The 16,452-nt window shown below is 38.3% G+C and carries 20 protein-coding genes; 14 read left to right on the top strand and 6 right to left on the bottom strand.

The features are described from left to right. Positions 1–35: 35 nt before the first annotated feature. The 3 genes from ACZZZC_RS18665 to ACZZZC_RS18655 all read right to left on the bottom strand — a co-directional run bounded on the left by ACZZZC_RS18665 (position 36) and on the right by ACZZZC_RS18655 (position 1,683). Positions 36–485 (bottom strand): MauE/DoxX family redox-associated membrane protein, encoded by a 450-nt coding sequence (locus tag ACZZZC_RS18665; protein WP_463487867.1) that lies wholly within the window; start codon positions 483–485, stop codon positions 36–38. 116 nt (positions 486–601) lie between these two features. Beyond that, entirely contained in the window at positions 602–1,180 is a 579-nt protein-coding gene (locus ACZZZC_RS18660; protein WP_463487866.1) for a Crp/Fnr family transcriptional regulator, read from the bottom strand. Between the two features lie 122 nt (positions 1,181–1,302). Beyond that, positions 1,303–1,683: a hypothetical protein gene (locus ACZZZC_RS18655; protein WP_463487865.1), complete on the bottom strand. Its 381-nt coding sequence runs from the start codon at positions 1,681–1,683 to the stop codon at positions 1,303–1,305. 210 nt (positions 1,684–1,893) lie between these two features. Between ACZZZC_RS18655 and ACZZZC_RS18650 the strand changes: the two genes are divergently transcribed. After that, positions 1,894–2,727, top strand: a complete 834-nt coding sequence (locus tag ACZZZC_RS18650; RefSeq protein ID WP_463487864.1) for a LytTR family transcriptional regulator DNA-binding domain-containing protein — start codon at positions 1,894–1,896, stop codon at positions 2,725–2,727. A 335-nt stretch (positions 2,728–3,062) separates the two neighbouring features. On the opposite strand, the gene purN is transcribed toward ACZZZC_RS18650, so the two are convergent. Continuing rightward, on the bottom strand, positions 3,063–3,641 hold the full coding sequence (gene purN, locus ACZZZC_RS18645) for a phosphoribosylglycinamide formyltransferase (protein WP_463487863.1): 579 nt from the start codon (positions 3,639–3,641) through the stop codon (positions 3,063–3,065). 243 nt (positions 3,642–3,884) lie between these two features. On the opposite strand from purN, the gene rpsT reads away from it, so the two are divergent. The 8 genes from rpsT (at position 3,885) to ACZZZC_RS18605 (ending at position 9,436) form a co-directional block, all read left to right on the top strand. Then, complete coding sequence (gene rpsT, locus ACZZZC_RS18640; RefSeq protein ID WP_010603296.1) at positions 3,885–4,139, top strand: 30S ribosomal protein S20; 255 nt, start codon at positions 3,885–3,887, stop codon at positions 4,137–4,139. Between the two features lie 73 nt (positions 4,140–4,212). Continuing rightward, positions 4,213–4,911 (top strand): RadC family protein, encoded by a 699-nt coding sequence (gene radC, locus ACZZZC_RS18635; protein WP_463487862.1) that lies wholly within the window; start codon positions 4,213–4,215, stop codon positions 4,909–4,911. 1,131 nt (positions 4,912–6,042) lie between these two features. Continuing rightward, complete coding sequence (locus tag ACZZZC_RS18630) at positions 6,043–6,879, top strand: endonuclease/exonuclease/phosphatase family protein (RefSeq protein ID WP_463487861.1); 837 nt, start codon at positions 6,043–6,045, stop codon at positions 6,877–6,879. Positions 6,880–6,889: 10 nt separating this feature from the next. Then, on the top strand, positions 6,890–7,288 hold the full coding sequence (locus tag ACZZZC_RS18625) for a hypothetical protein (protein ID WP_463487860.1): 399 nt from the start codon (positions 6,890–6,892) through the stop codon (positions 7,286–7,288). Further along, complete coding sequence (locus ACZZZC_RS18620) at positions 7,257–7,661, top strand: prolipoprotein diacylglyceryl transferase family protein (protein ID WP_463487859.1); 405 nt, start codon at positions 7,257–7,259, stop codon at positions 7,659–7,661. Before ACZZZC_RS18625 ends, ACZZZC_RS18620 begins: the two co-directional genes overlap by 32 nt. Next, positions 7,654–9,048, top strand: coding sequence for a radical SAM protein (locus ACZZZC_RS18615; RefSeq protein ID WP_463487858.1), 1,395 nt, complete (start codon positions 7,654–7,656; stop codon positions 9,046–9,048). Before ACZZZC_RS18620 ends, ACZZZC_RS18615 begins: the two co-directional genes overlap by 8 nt. Before the next feature lies 1 nt (position 9,049). Beyond that, complete coding sequence (locus tag ACZZZC_RS18610; RefSeq protein ID WP_463487857.1) at positions 9,050–9,238, top strand: hypothetical protein; 189 nt, start codon at positions 9,050–9,052, stop codon at positions 9,236–9,238. Positions 9,239–9,241: 3 nt separating this feature from the next. Further along, complete coding sequence (locus ACZZZC_RS18605) at positions 9,242–9,436, top strand: hypothetical protein (RefSeq protein ID WP_463487856.1); 195 nt, start codon at positions 9,242–9,244, stop codon at positions 9,434–9,436. Positions 9,437–9,443: 7 nt separating this feature from the next. Here ACZZZC_RS18605 and ACZZZC_RS18600 read toward each other — a convergent pair whose 3' ends face one another. Further along, on the bottom strand, positions 9,444–9,776 hold the full coding sequence (locus ACZZZC_RS18600; RefSeq protein ID WP_463487855.1) for a HepT-like ribonuclease domain-containing protein: 333 nt from the start codon (positions 9,774–9,776) through the stop codon (positions 9,444–9,446). Further along, entirely contained in the window at positions 9,763–10,074 is a 312-nt protein-coding gene (locus ACZZZC_RS18595) for a nucleotidyltransferase family protein (RefSeq protein WP_463487854.1), read from the bottom strand. Before ACZZZC_RS18595 ends, ACZZZC_RS18600 begins: the two co-directional genes overlap by 14 nt. Before the next feature lie 164 nt (positions 10,075–10,238). Between ACZZZC_RS18595 and pheT the strand changes: the two genes are divergently transcribed. The 5 genes from pheT to ACZZZC_RS18570 all read left to right on the top strand — a co-directional run bounded on the left by pheT (position 10,239) and on the right by ACZZZC_RS18570 (position 16,339). Beyond that, positions 10,239–12,638: a phenylalanine--tRNA ligase subunit beta gene (gene pheT / locus ACZZZC_RS18590; protein ID WP_463487853.1), complete on the top strand. Its 2,400-nt coding sequence runs from the start codon at positions 10,239–10,241 to the stop codon at positions 12,636–12,638. A 31-nt stretch (positions 12,639–12,669) separates the two neighbouring features. Next, on the top strand, positions 12,670–12,960 hold the full coding sequence (locus tag ACZZZC_RS18585) for a hypothetical protein (protein WP_463487852.1): 291 nt from the start codon (positions 12,670–12,672) through the stop codon (positions 12,958–12,960). Positions 12,961–12,993: 33 nt separating this feature from the next. Then, positions 12,994–13,284 (top strand): cell division protein ZapA, encoded by a 291-nt coding sequence (locus ACZZZC_RS18580; protein WP_056849483.1) that lies wholly within the window; start codon positions 12,994–12,996, stop codon positions 13,282–13,284. Positions 13,285–13,580: 296 nt separating this feature from the next. Continuing rightward, a complete protein-coding gene (gene rny, locus ACZZZC_RS18575) occupies positions 13,581–15,152 on the top strand; it encodes a ribonuclease Y (RefSeq protein WP_056849484.1) in 1,572 nt (523 codons plus the stop codon). 671 nt (positions 15,153–15,823) lie between these two features. Continuing rightward, complete coding sequence (locus ACZZZC_RS18570) at positions 15,824–16,339, top strand: Mpo1 family 2-hydroxy fatty acid dioxygenase (RefSeq protein WP_463486281.1); 516 nt, start codon at positions 15,824–15,826, stop codon at positions 16,337–16,339. Positions 16,340–16,452 lie beyond the last annotated feature (113 nt).

Raw genomic sequence — 16,452 nt, 5'->3', positions numbered from 1 at the left:
GTATTTCCATTGCCGAACCTTGTTCACGCCGGTTTTTAGTTACTTAATTCCCTGACCTCCTTTCTTTGAATGATGAATATGCCCCAAACAGAAAGTGCTAAAAAGACCAGGTTAAATAGCAGGTGGGTTTTTATTGATAAAGTGCCCAGGATACCGCCACAACTGCAAGGTATTGTACCAAGAAAATTTAATAAACCTGAAGCAATATAGGTTGTGAAGATTAACATGGTGAATGTTGACAGCCATAAACCCCATTTTTGAAATGGAGGAAACAAGCTAAGGGCGATGAGGATTTCGAAGGGTGGGAGAAGATATGGCAGAAGCATAGACCAACTATGTGGAATGGGTTGTACATGCATTTCGCCCACAAACTTTTCGAAAGCCATCCATTTTGATATTGCTGCATAGAAAAACATCAACTGGATTGTCGTACAAATCAATAACAATGGGTGTTGTTTGTTCATTTTAGTTTCTGTTTGATACATGCAAGTTAGTTTGGTGTGGACGTATGATAAATATCTAACAGGCAGTATGTTGACGATGTTTCTTTATGTTTGATGCCAAAGTGGGTGCTTGCCTGTTTTTCTGCCATTAGCTTTAATTATTTGATTGCCCGAATATGATTTAAGGTGTTGAGTGACATGCCCAGAAATGAGGCGACATCTTTGAGGTTGACCATATCCAGAATGGTGGGTTGATTTTCGAGAATGAACTGATAGCGTTGCCTGGCGTTGGCGTGTTTAACCAATTGTAGGTGACTCGCTAACTTTTTGATTAATTCTTCCAGGATTGATTGCCCAACGTTAACAAATTCTGGGAAGAGCTGACGTAAATATTTCACATGTACTAGGGAAAGGCTGATTACAGTTGTGGTTTGATTAAGTATAATCGAAGTTTCGGACTTGTAATTTCTAGCGATGCCTTCCAAAGGGAGAATAATCTGTTGTGGTAGCCAAAACCAGAGAATGTTTTCGCTTTGTGTTTTCGCGTTGAAGTAGCTGACCCTTGCTGATCCGTTAATCAGAAAATAGATTTCTTTTGGGAGATGGCCTACATTTAGCAATGTATGGTTTTTACTGTATTTATTTTCCCGAAGTGATGTGATTAAGAATTCTTCCAGGTCGGAGGAGATAGGGTATGATTGGTGGATATGGTTGATGAAATTTTGTATTGCAGTCATTTGTTTAAGGTTTACTTGCTAAAATTGGGCAAGCGAGCCTTGCCCAAATGATTTGGGACTTAGGAATTGGAAATATGATGGCACCTTCAATCTAATTCTTATAAATAGGGATGATTTACAGATTAGTAACCGATCTGAATGACTAATTCGCCTTCGGCTTCAAATTCATCATCATCTGAGGCCAGGACCTGAACCTGGCTGGCTGTTTTGATGTATTTACTGTCGTAAGAATTAATCGGCTTTACATCTGGTTTGATTAATGAGACATTTAGCCTCCCCTGAATAGCAATAGCAGTTTGCGACGACAATTGTTCTAGCGCAGCTGCCGGGAGTGATTTCAGGTGATCAATTTGCTGTGTACTGAGCTCAAAATGTTCACTTATCCACCGCGGAAAGTTTACTGTAATTTCATTTGATTGAATTTGTAGTTCCTGATTGGATAGTTGGTACAATCTGTTTTGAAGACTATCAAAGCCTTCCTGAGATAAAGGTAATTTTTCCATGATTAATTTGTTAAGGTGATATATGCTTCGTGCATATTTCCAGCAAACCTATCATTGAAAAGTGCTTTTAAAGCAGGTTTAGGCGGATTTATTGATGGGTGATATAAAAAATGAGGATGAGCGATAAACTGCCTTTTGATATGTTTTATTTATAGTTAAATCTTTAAATTAGAGCATTCTGTTTAATTTGATTATCTAAGTTAAATTCTCATGTTCATAGCGAAGTTCTTCCGCAGCGATGCGGGTATTTATCCTCGTTGTAAAATCAGGATCGTTTGCGCCACCCTTACAGGTATTTTTCTAGTTTTTTTTGGTGAGGACGATCTGTTGGATATGTTGCATAATTATGGATTTTACCTTTCTTGTATAGGAAGCATTATAATTGCGATTTCGATGAGTGAATTTATTACCCAAATAAGCTATTATTTTGACTTGCGTTATCCCTGGAGAAAGGCGATAGAGAAGCGGCTATTAATTCAAGGGGTACTCGTATTCTTTTCCATCTGTCTGGCTGTGATGTTTGCAACTTTTTATTTTATGGTTAGAGATACTTCTATTCTGGTTGCTAATTATTTTAAATATGATTTTACGGTCGTTATTTTTCTAGTTGCACTTGTTCATGCTTATTATCTGATTTTAAATCTATTGAAACTAAAAAATAGCCCTTTACGCAGAAACTTAGCCAATAATAAGCCAGCGCCGATTCCTATTGCCGGCCCGGAAGCACCTGCGGTTATATTTAGTGATGGCAAATCTAATTTTGTGCTAAAGTTTGGGGGTGAAAAGGTGCACTGGGATAAAACCCTGGAGCTGACGATAAATGAATTGCCTAATGAGCATTACTTTTTGATAAGCAGATCGGAGATTGTTCATCGTGCTGCTATCAGTCATTATGAAAATCATAGTTCGAATATTTTGCAGCTTAAGTTGTGCTTCGAATTTAAAGAAAGAGCACTGATGGTTGCACAGCGGAGATCAAAAGATTTTAAAGAATGGTTTGAGCGAGTAGGCGATTTGAAGGGAAGGCCTGATGAAGGTGATTGACGATTGCCTAAGCTTACTGTAAGCTTCATTTTATGCACTATTTAACCAAGTACAGACGAAATTGCCAAAAGAGACAAATCTCTCTCAGTTTTTCCTCTTGTAAAGATCAAAACTATTTAGGTTTTAAGCCATATAGGCATATAGAACATATAGTTTTTCTCCTGACCATCATCTCCTATGTCGGATGAGCAGGGCGGCTATAGCAATTAGGTGACATCCTTTTACGAGCCTTTCTCTTTAAGGAGAAAGGTGCCGATAGGCGGATAGAGGTTTTTTCTCCCGAAGGTAAATCGGGACAGGCTCTTCCATTAGCTCCTATGCCGGATAGGCCTTGGCTATTTCTTTATTTTTTTTACCAGACTTTCAACAACCTTTGGATAATGTAGATGCTCCAATTGTTGCCCCTTAAATTTGATCATTTCCAGGTTGTCGCCTTTGTCTATTTTATATCTAGCCTGATAAATATATTCTCCTTCATCATAGTTTTCATCTACATAATGAATAGTGATGCCACCTTCAGTTTCGCCGGCAGCCATTACCGCGTTGTGTACATGGTCGCCATACATTCCTTTTCCTCCGAACTTCGGTAAAATTGCAGGATGGATATTAATGATTCTTCCCGGGTAAGCGGTTATTAAATTTTGAGGAATTAACCAAAGGAAACCTGCAAGAACAATGAAATCGATATCTAAATTTTTCAGTAAATTGATCACCTCTTCCGTTTTGTAGAACTCGTGCTTATCGAAAATGTGGGAGGGGATTTCAAAGTTATCTGCTCTTTGGAGTACGTAAGCATCAGCGTTGTTAGTTAATACCAAAGAAATTTCGATGTCGTTACTGCGTTTAAAATGCTCCATTAGCTTTTGGGCGTTAGAGCCTGAGCCGGATGCGAAAATGGCTATTCGTTTTTTCACTCAAAAATCGTTTTCCCCAAAAATAGTATTTTTAAGCAGGTTTTCTCAATAGAAGTAAATTTTTATTAAGCTGGGTTAAAGTGTTATTAATGAATAAATTTAATGTATTTTTGCTGTTGGAAAATGTGTTGCAATTTATGTGGATAAAAAAGTTAAATTGTTTTGTAATTTAAAAACATAAACTCTATATTTGCAACCCGAATTATAGGAAACGATTAAGAAAAAATAAAAGGCTAAATAGAAATGGCAAATCATAAATCTTCATTAAAAAGAATTAGAGCAAACGCTACAAAACGTTTACGTAACAGATATCAGGCAAAAACTACCCGTACTTTCATCAAGAGATTACGTGCTGCAGAAGATAAAAAATCTGCTTCAGATTTATTGCCTAAAGTGATCTCTATGTTAGATCGTTTAGCTAAAAAGAACATCATCCACAAAAATAAAGCAGCTAACAACAAATCGAAATTAACGAAATTCGTTAACGGTTTAGCATAAGCTAATTTTTTTTACGATATTAGTAAAAGGCATCCCAACCAAAAGTTGGGATGCCTTTTTTGCGTAAAAAATTATGGATGAATACGATCAAAAGTTAGGAATCAAATTATGGGCGGAAGAAGATCGGCCAAGAGAGAAACTTTTACAGCATGGTCGCAGGCATTTAACCGATGCCGAACTGATCGCAATTTTAATTGGATCGGGCAACAGAAATGAAACAGCTGTAGATTTAAGTAAACGAATTTTAGCGTTTTACGATAACAACCTGACCAAACTTGGAAAGGCATCTATTCAAGATCTTTCGAAGTTTAAAGGCATAGGGGAGGCGAAAGCAATTTCGATAGTGGCCGCTTTGGAACTTGGTTTGCGAAGAAGGGAAACACAGCAAGAGCAGCTTACCCAAATTACCGCATCCAGCGACGTTCATAAATACCTTCACCACACCTTTGCTGATCTTAACCATGAAGAGTTTTGGATTTTATTGCTAAACCGATCTAATCACATTATTGGCAAGCATTTAATTAGCAAAGGCGGGCAAGCTGGAACGGTGGCCGACCCAAAGATTATTTTTAAAGTAGCCATTGAAAATAATGCGGCCTATATCGTTCTGGCGCATAATCATCCATCGGGAAATTTAAAACCCAGTGAAAGCGATAATAAACTTACCAGAGATGTTGTCGCATCTGGAGCTATGCTGGGACTGCATGTAGTTGATCACTTGATTTTTGCGAACGATTATTATTATAGTTATAAAGATGAGGATTTGATTTAGGTTTTTTCCACCAGCTGCTATGTCGGACAGCAGGGCGGCTATAGCGAGCGCCTATTTTAGGGCGTCGTCATCTCGACCGTAGTGGAGAGATCTTTTAAGCGATCTTAATCAAATCATTATGTCATCCTGAGCGTAGTCGAAGGATCTCTTTCGCCTCATCGGCGGCGGCCTTTTTCTTTTGGCTTGGCCCAAAAGAAACAAAAGCCCAAGGCTTGCCTCTTTTGTTTGCATAAAGCTAGCGGAAAACTATTATCGGTAATTTGAGGCCAGCCCTGGCTTTTTCCTTTTCGGCTGCAAATTTCCTTGACTACTGGTTTTTGAATGTTTGTGCTCGTTTTCCACTGCTTTCTGCTTCCAAAATTGGCTATGCCGGATAGCAGGGCAGCTACAGCGAGGGCCTATTTTAGGGCGTCGTCATCTCGACCGTAGCGGAGAGATCTTTTAAGCGATTCTTAATCAAATCATTATGTCATCCTGAGCGTAGTCGAAGGATCTCTTTCGCCTCATCGGCGGCGGCATCTTACCTTTTTCTTGATAAAAAGGTAACCAACAATCAAGGCTTCCCGATGCATCTGATGTCGGCTATCCTTGTCGAAACTTCCATTGCGGCAACGCAAGTATTCCGACGAAGGGTCGGAACAGAACGCGTTGCCTTGTGCCTGATAATTGAAAGTTAGTGCATAAGTTTCAACGGTCTATTCCCGAAGATAAATCTGGACAGGCTCTTCCATCATATCTTATGCCGGGAAGCAGGGTTATTATAGCAATGAGGAGATGGCATTCTTTTACGAGCCTTTCTCTTTAAGGAGAAAGGTGCCGATAGGCGGATAGAGGTTTTTCTCCCGAAGGTAAATCGGGACAGGCTCTTCCATCAGCTCCTATGCCGGATAGCAGGGCGTCGTCATTTCGAGCGAAGCCGAGAAATCTTTTAAACTAGTATAAAGCCACACCAAAGTTCAAAGATCTCTCCGCTTCGTTGCACTCCGGTCGAGACGCCCTGGTGATGTTTTGTGTTCAAGAAGATGTATGCGTCGATTAATCTCAGCCAGTATATTTATAACAATTTGACTACTTAAAACTGAATTAACACTAAATTAGTAATATTGGCAAATTGAAAAAATAACCCATCTTATGAAATTCTTTAAAACCTTATTCTGTTTAATACTTATTTCTGTTGTAACCTTTGCCCAAAAGAAAGGAGCGCCAATTAACATTATTACTTATAACATTCGTTTAAATGTAGCATCAGACGGTGTAAATGCCTGGCCTAACCGTAAGGAAAATGTGAAAGCGCTGGTAAAATTCCACGATGCTGATATCCTTTGCGTACAAGAGGCTTTGCCTGAACAATTTGATGCCTTGCTAGAAAACTCCAATTTTGATGTAGTTGGTGTGGGGCGTGAGGATGGAAAACGCAAAGGAGAATTTTCCGCGGTATATTATGATAAAGATCGCTTTACCAAAAAAGACGGAGGGACTTTCTGGCTTTCAGAAACACCAGATGTGCCATCAAAAGGCTGGGATGCCGCATTAAACCGGGTATGCAGTTGGGTGAGGCTTTACGATAGAATCAACAAAAAAGAATTTCTGGTATTTAATACCCATTACGATCACATTGGTGTGAAGGCGAGGATTGAATCTGCCAAGCTTCTAAAACGGAAAATACAGGAAATTGCCCCTACTTTGCCGGTTGTTTTTACGGGTGATTTAAATGTAACTCCAGAAACCGAAGCCATTGCCACTATAAAATCTTTTTTAACTGATGCAAAAGAAGTCAGTATAGAGCCCGCGTATGGTCCGAATGGAACGTTCAACGCTTTTGATTTTAACAGCGATTTAAAAAATAGAATCGACTATATTTTTGTAAACAACGGTTTTAAAGTTCAAAAATTCGCTGTACTGTCTGACAGTAAAGATAAAAGATATCCATCCGATCATTTACCAGTGTTTGCTAGATTGTGGTTCTAACTGAAAGCTATTGAAATCCGACTCGCCCTTTCCATTTCAATTCGAACTTTTTGGTGATCAATACCATTATCATTACTTGTTTGAAACCCTGGCCTTCATTGTAGGTGTTCGGGTATATTATTATTTAAAGAAGGGGATTGTTGATCCCATTTCTGATGAAAACAGATTATGGATCATGCTTGGGGCGATGGTGGGTGCTTTGATCGGCTCGAGGGTGGTAGCGGTTTTAGAAACTCCGGCGATATTGGGACAGCTCAATTTTTCCATTCTTTATCAAAGTAAAACTATTATTGGTGGCTTGCTTGGAGGTTTGTTCGGTGTAGAGCTTATTAAAAAAAATCATCGGCGTTCATATTGCTTCGGGAGACATTTATGTTGTGCCGATTATAATTGCATTATTCATTGGTAGAATCGGTTGTTTTTCAATGGGAATAGATGAGCCGACTTTTGGTATCGCCACCCAATTATTTACTGGAATGGATTTGGGCGATGGGATAAAGAGACATCCGATTATGCTCTATGAAATGTTTTATTTGATAGTGCTTTTATTCTTCTTTAACTCACTAAAAAGCAAGAATCTGATCAATGGAGATCGTTTTAAATTATTTATGATACTCTATTTTTTATTTAGATTTTTCATCGAATTTATCAAGCCGTATCAATCATTATTTCTAAATTTAAGCAGCATTCATTGGTCTGCTTTGCTGATTTTTGCTTATTATTATAAATTCATCATCAGAATATCGAAATCAGCTTTTACTAAAAACGTTCTATATGGCTAACACCAGGGATTATATTTATTACGATTATACCAAGAGTCTTTGTCCGGAATGCCTGATGCTTTGCGATGCGAAAATTGTTTTTCAGGACGCGAAAGTCTTCATGCTTAAAAATTGTAAAACGCATGGCGATAGTAAGGTGATGATTGCTGATGATGTGGAGTACTACAAGCAAATTAGAAATTACAACAAACAATCGGAAATGCCGCTTAAGTTTAATACGAAGGTGCATTACGGTTGTCCGTACGATTGTGGTTTATGTACCGATCACGAGCAGCATTCCTGTTTAACCGTTCTCGAAGTAACCGATCGTTGTAATCTAGCCTGCCCAACTTGTTACGCCATGTCGTCGCCACATTATGGCCGTCATCGTACACTGGAAGAAATTGAACGAATGATGGATGTGGTGGTTGCAAATGAAGGAGAGCCAGATGTAGTTCAGCTTTCTGGTGGCGAACCTACCGTGCATCCGGAGTTTTTTAAAATATTGGATCTGGCGAAAACCAAGCCCATTAAACATTTAATGGTAAATACCAATGGGATCAGGATAGCTAAAGATATTTCCTTTGTAGAGAAGCTGGCCTCTTATATGCCCGACTTCGAAATCTATTTACAGTTTGATAGTTTTAGTGCGGAGGTGTTAACCAAATTAAGGGGAGAAGATTTAACCGAAGTGAGGAAAAAAGCAATAGATCATTTAAACCAGTTTAATGTATCTACAACGTTGGTGGTAACCTTACAAAACGGCCTAAACGATCACGAAATCGGAGATATTCTGGAGTACGCACTTAAACAGCGTTGCGTTCGTGGGGTAACTTTTCAACCTACACAGGTTGCCGGGAGGAATGACGATTACAATGACCAAAAGGGAAGAATTACGTTAACGGAGGTTCGAAGGAAGATATATGAACAGTATCCTACTTTTACCCCGCAAGATTTAATTCCGGTTCCTTGTAACCCAGATGCCCTTTGCATGGCCTATGCACTCAAAATCGGCGATGAAGTGATCCCAATGACACATTTAATCAACCCTGAAGATTTATTGAACAACTCCAAAAATACCATCGTTTTTGAGCATGACGAAAAGTTGAAGGAGCACATGTTAAATTTATTTAGTACCGGTGTTTCTGTAGATTGTGCGGAGGATACTTTTGGAGAATTGATGTGTTGTTTACCGAGGGTGAAATCAGATAATTTAAGTTACGATAATCTGTTCCGCATCATCATCATGAATTTTATGGATCCGCTTGATTTTGATGTAAGAGCAGTGAAGAAATCTTGCGTTCACATTGTAAGTGATAAATATAAGATGGTGCCTTTTGAAACGATGAACATTTTCTATCGTGATCACAAGATCGACACTATTAGAGAAAAACTAAATATGAATTGATATGGTCATTATCCTCTTATTTCTTTATGGCCTCGCCATTGTCGGACTGTTTATCGGCGGGATTATCACCATCATTGTACAATCATCCAACAACGAACCTACAAAGCTGGGGGTACAAATGTTAATCGCGTCGATTATACTGGTTGTAATTGGTGGCGGTGCTTGTGCGGTGTTACTCGCTAACGGATAGGCTATGGGGCTAATTATTTTTTACTGGCTTGCGGTGGCGGTATTGTTTATCGTTGGTTTAGTTCAGGTGATCATCAGATCTTCCAGAAATCAACCTGTGAAGCCAGGATTAATGTTGATCATTATATCGGTAATTATGATCGTGATCGGCGGCGGGGCTTGTGCCATCATTTTATCCAATTTAAGCATCGGGCGGTAGGTTAACCTCAATAAATGGAATCTGTTAACGAATGTTTGAGGTTTGGTAGCTTATTGATGATAATATCCCAAACGATATCATAATCTACTCCAAAATAATCGTGAATAAGCTTATTTCTTGTGTTAATAATTTTTCTCCATTCAATTTGAGGGTATAACGCACGAAAATCGTCGTCTAATTTAGAACTAGCTTCTCCTATAATTTCTAAACTCCTGATCAAAGCTCTTGAAAGGACCGGATCCGTAATTGCACTTTCTTTGCTTTTGAAGCTTGTTTGCTCAAGAATGAAGTCAATTTCATCTAAAATGTGTTTAATCAACTCACGATTAGATGCTGACATATTGAGTCTGTTGTAAAATATAAGGACCAATATGTTTACTCAATGATTGTGGTGTTACCAATTCGACTTTGCGATTTAATAAATCCTCTAGGTAGAAAGATAGCTCAATAAAATTATCAAAGCTTTTTTTGGAGGGATCAAATTCCACAAGAAAATCGATATCGCTATCCTCAGTAATTCGATCGGTAGTAAAAGAGCCAAATACACCCAACTTTTCTACTCCGAAAGACTTTATTTTCTCCGCGTTTCTCTGAAGTTTCTTAAAAAGAGTTGCTTTGTTATAAACAGTAGTGCTCATAAACAAATATAGTCTTAATAAATAAAATTATTAATCATTCAATGTTTTTCAATTTCTAAAACGTTTCATCTTTAAATATTATCTTTGCGTTTTATTATTCTTGAACGACTGTTTTAGATGTGGTATGTCTAAAATCTCTTGTCTGGAATCTCAAATCTCAATAAATGAAAATATCATATAACTGGTTAAAACAATTTGTTAAAATAGACAAAACGCCGGCAGAACTTTCCTTAATCTTAACCAATGTAGGTTTAGAGGTAGAAAGTGTTGATCAGGTTCAGCCTGTTGTTGGCGGACTTGAGGGTTTGGTTATTGGCGAGGTTTTAACCTGTGTGCAACATCCTAACGCCGATCGTTTACGTGTAACGACGGTAAATGTGGGCGGCAAAGAAAATCTTCAAATTGTTTGTGGTGCACCAAATGTGGGAGCCGGGCAAAAAGTTGTGGTTGCTACCGTTGGAACAACCGTTTATCCTTTGGAAGGTGAGCCATTTAAAATTAAGGAATCGAAAATCAGGGGCGAGGTTTCGCAGGGAATGATTTGTGCGGAAGATGAAATCGGTTTGGGTAAATCTCACGATGGAATTATGATTTTGGATGAGGATACCGAAATCGGTATTCGTGCTAAAGACCATTTCAAAATGGATGATGATTTTGTTTTTGAGATCGGATTAACGCCAAATCGTGCTGATGCAGCCTCACATTTGGGTGTTGCCAGAGATTTAGCTGCCTATTTCAGAAGCGAATATGAAATGCCAGATCTTTCTGCTTTCAAAACAGATAATGAAAATCTGGTTATCCCGGTTGAGGTTGAAGATTCAGAAGCCTGTCCACGATACAGTAGCTTGACTATTTCCGGAGTCACGGTTGCCGAATCTCCAGATTGGTTAAAAGATAGACTTAAAGTAATTGGTCTTCGCCCGATTAATAATGTGGTAGATATTACCAACTACGTGTTACATGGGTTTGGCCAGCCTTTACATGCTTTCGATGCCGATAGAATTGCAGGCGGAAGAGTAATCGTTAAAAAAGTTGCTGAAGGAACGCCTTTTGTAACCCTTGATGATGTAGAACGCAAATTAAGTGCCGATGATTTGATGATTTGCAATACAGATGCACCCATGTGTATTGCAGGTGTTTTCGGTGGCAAAACTTCAGGTGTTGATACTCACACAAAGAATATTTTTTTAGAAAGCGCTTATTTCAATTCGGTTTCGGTACGTAAAACTGCAAAAAGGCATGGCTTAAAAACTGATGCGTCTTTCCGTTACGAGCGTGGTACTGACCCGGAAATTACGGTTACAGCTTTGAAATATGCGGCCTTGTTGATTAAAGAATTGGCTGGAGGCGAAATTTCATCGTCAGTTTCTGATATTTATCCTAATCACATTCGTCCTTTCGAGTTTGAAGTGAGTTATAACAACATCAATAAGCTCATTGGGGCAAATATTCCATCCGCAGAAATCAAGCATATCATTACCGCGTTAGGAATTACCGCAACCAGTACATCTGATGATACTCTGGCTTTGAGAGTGCCGTCTTTTAAAGTAGATGTAACCCGCGAATGCGATATTACAGAGGAAGTTTTACGGATTTATGGTTATAACAATATTGCTATTCCTTCAAAAGTAAATGCTTCATTGTCTTACAGTTTAAAGCCAGAGAAAGAAAATACACATAATACCGTTGCAGATTTATTAAGTGCCAACGGTTATGCTGAAATTATGTGTAATTCACTAACAAAATCAACCTACTCTAAAAACCTAGATGAAGCAGTTTTTATTTTAAATCCGTTAAGCAGCGATTTAAATGTAATGCGTCAAAGCATGTTAATGCCAGCGCTGGAGAGTGTCGCTCATAATCAAAACCGCAAAAATGCTGATGTTAAATTTTATGAGTTTGGTAAAACCTATCATTTAATTAACGAACAATATGTAGAGCGCCCGCGGTTATTGTTATTAATATCTGGTGCAAAACAAAGTGAGCAATGGAATCAAAACTCCAAATCGGTAGGTTTCTATAATTTGAAGTCAGCCGTTGATGCGATTATCAATCGTTTAGGGATTTCCAGTTATCAAACTGATGTTTTGAATGATGAAAACTTCGCTTATGGAATTAAATATTTCCGTGGAGACAAAACGCTAGTTAGTTTTGGTGCAGCAAGCAAGGCGGACCGTAAACTTGCAGATGTGAATGCAGAGGTTTTTTATGCTGATTTTGATTGGGCAACTTTGCTGGATATTGTAAGGAAAAATAAAATCGTTAACAAAGAGGTTTCCAAGTATCCGCAAGTACGCAGAGATTTATCGTTGCTGATTGACCAGGCCGTAACTTTTGATACCCTAAAAGGAATTGCTTTTAAAACAGATAAAAAATTGATCAAAGAAGTTGGTGTTTTTGATGTTTATGTAGGTGACAAATTACCGGAAGGTAAAAAATCTTACGCGTTGAATTTCATTTTGCAGGATGAGGAGCAAACGCTGACTGATAAGCAGATCGAAAATACGATGCAAAAATTAATCGCGAATTTAACCCAGCAAGCGGGTGCAGAAATTAGGAAATAAAATATAAATTCGTATTTTTAGAAATAAATTCATGACTTCTGTTGCAGATCAATTAGATAAGGTATTACAAAAAACAGCTCGATTAATTGAGTTATGTAATGCATTACAAGAAGAAAATGATTTATTAAAGCTTGAAAATCAATCGTTAAAAGTTGCGCTTGATACATCGAAAACCAAAAATGTAGAACTTGAAGAAAAATTAAGGGTTACTAAATTGGCCAAAAGTATTGAGGGTACAAGTGAAAAGTCGCTTGATATTAAACAAAAAATTAACGATTTTGTGCGGGAGATTGATAAAAGTATCGCATTACTTAAAAAATAAATGATGCGAAGAAATCAGAAACTAAGCTAACAAATGGGAGAAATCTCGATTAAAATAACCATTTCCGACCGTATTTACCCACTTAAGGTGAATACAGAAGAGGAAGAAATTGTGAGACGGGCGGCTAAAATGATCAATGAGCGCATAAAAGATTATCAAGATAATTATGCGGTTAGAGATAAGCAGGATCTTCTTTCTATGGCAGTTTTGCATTATGCAACCGCTGTATTAAGAACGGAAAATAAAGTGCAAAACCAAGATACTGCCGTTGCTGATAAAGTTGAAGAGTTGGATATTTTACTCAACGGTTTTTTTACAAAATAAGGTTCGTTCTTTGGCGATTTGTCACTTTGAACTTGTTTCAGAGTCTTAACAGTTAAGTTCCTGGAATAAATTCAGGATGGCGTCGCTCTAATTAGCATAAAAACATAGCCGCGGCTAGTTTTTTGAGTTTCAAATTTATAAAACTTAACACTTCAATATCTATGGGGTTAAGAGGGCGTATTTCATCTGCTTTATGCACCTGAAAATGGCTTAAATCCCAATTATGCTTAGTTGAGGTTTAAAATGATGAGACTTTAAAAAAATTAGTTGCGGTTTTTTTTTACTTAAAAAACAAAATGGAGATAACGGAAATTCTAGGATACATATTTGCCTTAATAGCAGGCTTAGGTATCGGTATAGCGGTAGGCAGGTTCCTACTGCGCAACCTGTTAAAAGGGCAGGAAATTGCAGCCCAAAACAAGGTGAAAAAGATTTTAAAGGATGCAGAGAACAATGCAGAAATCTTAAAAAAGAATAAACTTTTAGAAGCAAAAGAGAAATTTTTGCAGTTAAAAGCAGAGCATGAACAAGAAGTGAATGCCAAAAATAATTCCATCAATCAGCGTGAGAATACTATGAAGCAGAAAGAGCAATCGGTAAATCAGCGCATGGAAAACTTCAACAAAAAAGAGCAGGAACTAGATAAGCAAAAAGCCAATTTAGAAAAGCAAACTGAACTTGCAGTTAAAAAACAAGAAGAAGTTGAAGTGTTAAAAAATCAACACCTGAAACAATTAGAGACGATTGCTGGCCTTTCTGCTGAAGAAGCTAAAGCGCAATTAGTAGAGAATTTAAAGCAAGAAGCCCGCACGCAAGCGATGATGCAGGTAAAAGATATTGTTGATGAAGCAAAGTTAACTGCAAGCAAAGAAGCCAAAAAAGTGGTGATCCAAACCATTCAACGTACGGCTACAGAAGCTGCGATTGAAAATTCGGTTTCTATTTTCCATATCGAGAGTGATGAGATTAAAGGTCGCGTGATTGGTAGAGAGGGTAGAAATATCCGTGCCTTAGAAGCTGCGACTGGTATTGAAATTATTGTTGATGATACTCCTGAAGCGATCATTTTATCTGGTTTCGATCCGGTACGAAGAGAGATTGCCCGTTTGGCTTTACACCGTTTGGTAACTGACGGTCGTATTCACCCTGCCCGTATTGAAGAAATTGTAGCGAAAACCAAAAAGCAAATCGAAGATGAGATTGTAGAGATTGGCGAGCGTACGGTAATCGATTTAGGAATTCATGGTTTGCACCCCGAGTTAATCAGAATGGTTGGCCGTATGCGTTACCGTTCATCTTATGGTCAAAACCTTTTACATCACTCGCGTGAGGTAGCTAATTTCTGTGCTACAATGGCGGCTGAGTTGGGCTTAAACGCAAAGATGGCTAAACGTGCTGGTTTATTACACGATATTGGTAAAGTGCCTGACGATAACCCGGAATTGCCTCACGCAATTTTAGGAATGCAACTAGCCGAAAAATATAAAGAGCATCCAGAAATTTGCAATGCAATTGGTGCCCACCACGACGAGATAGAAATGACTTCGATGATTTCTCCAATCGTTCAGGCTTGCGATGCGATTTCAGGTGCTCGTCCGGGTGCACGTAGAGAGGTAGTGGAAAGTTACATCAAACGTTTGAAAGATCTTGAAGAACTGGCTTTGTCTTATCCTGGAGTAGAGAAAACTTTCGCCATCCAGGCAGGTAGAGAACTTCGTGTGATTGTAGAAAGCGAAAGAATTACGGATGCACAGGCAGAATTATTAGCTGCGGATATTTCAACACGTATTCAAACGGAGATGACTTATCCTGGGCAAATCAAAGTTACTGTAATCCGTGAAACACGTTCGGTAGCATTCGCAAAATAGATTAAATCGTCATCCTGAGCTTGTTTCAGGATCTTAATAATAGAAAAGATGCTGAACTGAATTCAGCATGACGAGTGGTTTAATAAACAAAAAATTAAGCGATGGAATTTTTTCCATCGCTTTTTTGGTTTCTGGGGTTGACATGTGATAGGCGATTTAAACTTCTTTTAATCTGCGAAAATCACCGTGATCTGCGGGGGGATTTTAGCCCAATGCAATTATAGATTTGGGTTTCCCGCAGATTAAAAAGATTAACGCAGATCTTATTTGATGAATTGTCTTTTAGATCGTTTTTTCGACTGAAAACACAGTGGAAGGGAAATATCTTTTAGACCTGTACTCGGGACGTGTTAATTTCAAAGATTTCTCGGCTTCGCTCGAAATGACGGCGGATGAGATGATAAAATTCCTATCTGCGAAAATCACCGTGATCTGCGGGGGGATTTTTAGCCCAATGCAATTATCTATTTAGGTTTCCCGCAGATTAAAGAGATAATTAGCATTGGTGCTAATTTTTAAAAAGTTCGTCATTGCGAGGCAGGGAATGAGCGAGCCGAAGCAATCTATATTAAACCAACACTACGAGATGGCTTCAGTCGATGAAAAATCGATTTCTAATGGATGACAAGCTCACGGTACGCTTTCTCCAACATTTTTCATATTTTTACACCATGAGCAAACCAACTATCCAAATTGAACCTAAACGCCCTGTTGATGTACTTTTTGATAAGTATGCGGAAAGCCACCAAAATCCGACCAATAAACTAGTGCATTGGATTTGTGTTCCATTGATTGTTTTTAGTTTACTGGGCTTGGTTTGGCAAATTCCATTTCCACACATTGGTTTTTTAGGCAATTACAACGGCTTCTTCAATTGGGCTTCTTTTCTGTTGGCATTTAGTTTATATTACTATTTCACGCTCTCGCCTGTATTGTTTTTTTTAATGATTTGGGTGGTAGGGTTAATGAGTTATGTCATTGTGAAAATAGAGCAGGCTGTTGGTTTGGGAAGCGGGACAGCTTATGCGATTTATGCCGCCATATTTGTCGCTGCCTGGGTAGGTCAATTTATTGGGCATAAAATTGAGGGTAAGAAACCATCTTTTTTAGATGATGTTAAGTTTCTGTTAATCGGTCCGATTTGGTTATTGCACTTTATCTGCAAGAAAACGGGTATAAGATACTAACCTAAAAGTAGCTAACATTAAATTAACCTTTAGCTAAACAAAGCTTAATTAACATCTAACATACAGCTAACATTGTGGTAATAGCTTTGCCTAAAATTAAATACAGGCAAATT

It is taken from the genome of Pedobacter sp. AC212 (assembly GCF_979258625.1).
The sequence above is the reverse complement of the archived record's forward strand: the minus strand, read 5'-3'. Positions and strand labels throughout refer to the sequence as shown.

Bases quoted from the DNA above. Each gene is read 5' to 3' on its own strand.
- ACZZZC_RS18665 (WP_463487867.1), bottom strand. From the start codon at position 485: ATGTATCAAACAGAAACTAAAATGAACAAACAACACCCATTGTTATTG.
- ACZZZC_RS18660 (WP_463487866.1), bottom strand. From the start codon at position 1,180: ATGACTGCAATACAAAATTTCATCAACCATATCCACCAATCATACCCT.
- ACZZZC_RS18655 (WP_463487865.1), bottom strand. From the start codon at position 1,683: ATGGAAAAATTACCTTTATCTCAGGAAGGCTTTGATAGTCTTCAAAAC.
- ACZZZC_RS18650 (WP_463487864.1), top strand. From the start codon at position 1,894: ATGTTCATAGCGAAGTTCTTCCGCAGCGATGCGGGTATTTATCCTCGT.
- rpsT (WP_010603296.1), top strand. From the start codon at position 3,885: ATGGCAAATCATAAATCTTCATTAAAAAGAATTAGAGCAAACGCTACA.
- radC (WP_463487862.1), top strand. From the start codon at position 4,213: ATGGATGAATACGATCAAAAGTTAGGAATCAAATTATGGGCGGAAGAA.
- ACZZZC_RS18630 (WP_463487861.1), top strand. From the start codon at position 6,043: ATGAAATTCTTTAAAACCTTATTCTGTTTAATACTTATTTCTGTTGTA.
- ACZZZC_RS18615 (WP_463487858.1), top strand. From the start codon at position 7,654: ATGGCTAACACCAGGGATTATATTTATTACGATTATACCAAGAGTCTT.
- ACZZZC_RS18610 (WP_463487857.1), top strand. From the start codon at position 9,050: ATGGTCATTATCCTCTTATTTCTTTATGGCCTCGCCATTGTCGGACTG.
- ACZZZC_RS18605 (WP_463487856.1), top strand. From the start codon at position 9,242: ATGGGGCTAATTATTTTTTACTGGCTTGCGGTGGCGGTATTGTTTATC.
- ACZZZC_RS18600 (WP_463487855.1), bottom strand. From the start codon at position 9,776: ATGTCAGCATCTAATCGTGAGTTGATTAAACACATTTTAGATGAAATT.
- ACZZZC_RS18595 (WP_463487854.1), bottom strand. From the start codon at position 10,074: ATGAGCACTACTGTTTATAACAAAGCAACTCTTTTTAAGAAACTTCAG.
- pheT (WP_463487853.1), top strand. From the start codon at position 10,239: ATGAAAATATCATATAACTGGTTAAAACAATTTGTTAAAATAGACAAA.
- ACZZZC_RS18585 (WP_463487852.1), top strand. From the start codon at position 12,670: ATGACTTCTGTTGCAGATCAATTAGATAAGGTATTACAAAAAACAGCT.
- ACZZZC_RS18580 (WP_056849483.1), top strand. From the start codon at position 12,994: ATGGGAGAAATCTCGATTAAAATAACCATTTCCGACCGTATTTACCCA.
- rny (WP_056849484.1), top strand. From the start codon at position 13,581: ATGGAGATAACGGAAATTCTAGGATACATATTTGCCTTAATAGCAGGC.
- ACZZZC_RS18570 (WP_463486281.1), top strand. From the start codon at position 15,824: ATGAGCAAACCAACTATCCAAATTGAACCTAAACGCCCTGTTGATGTA.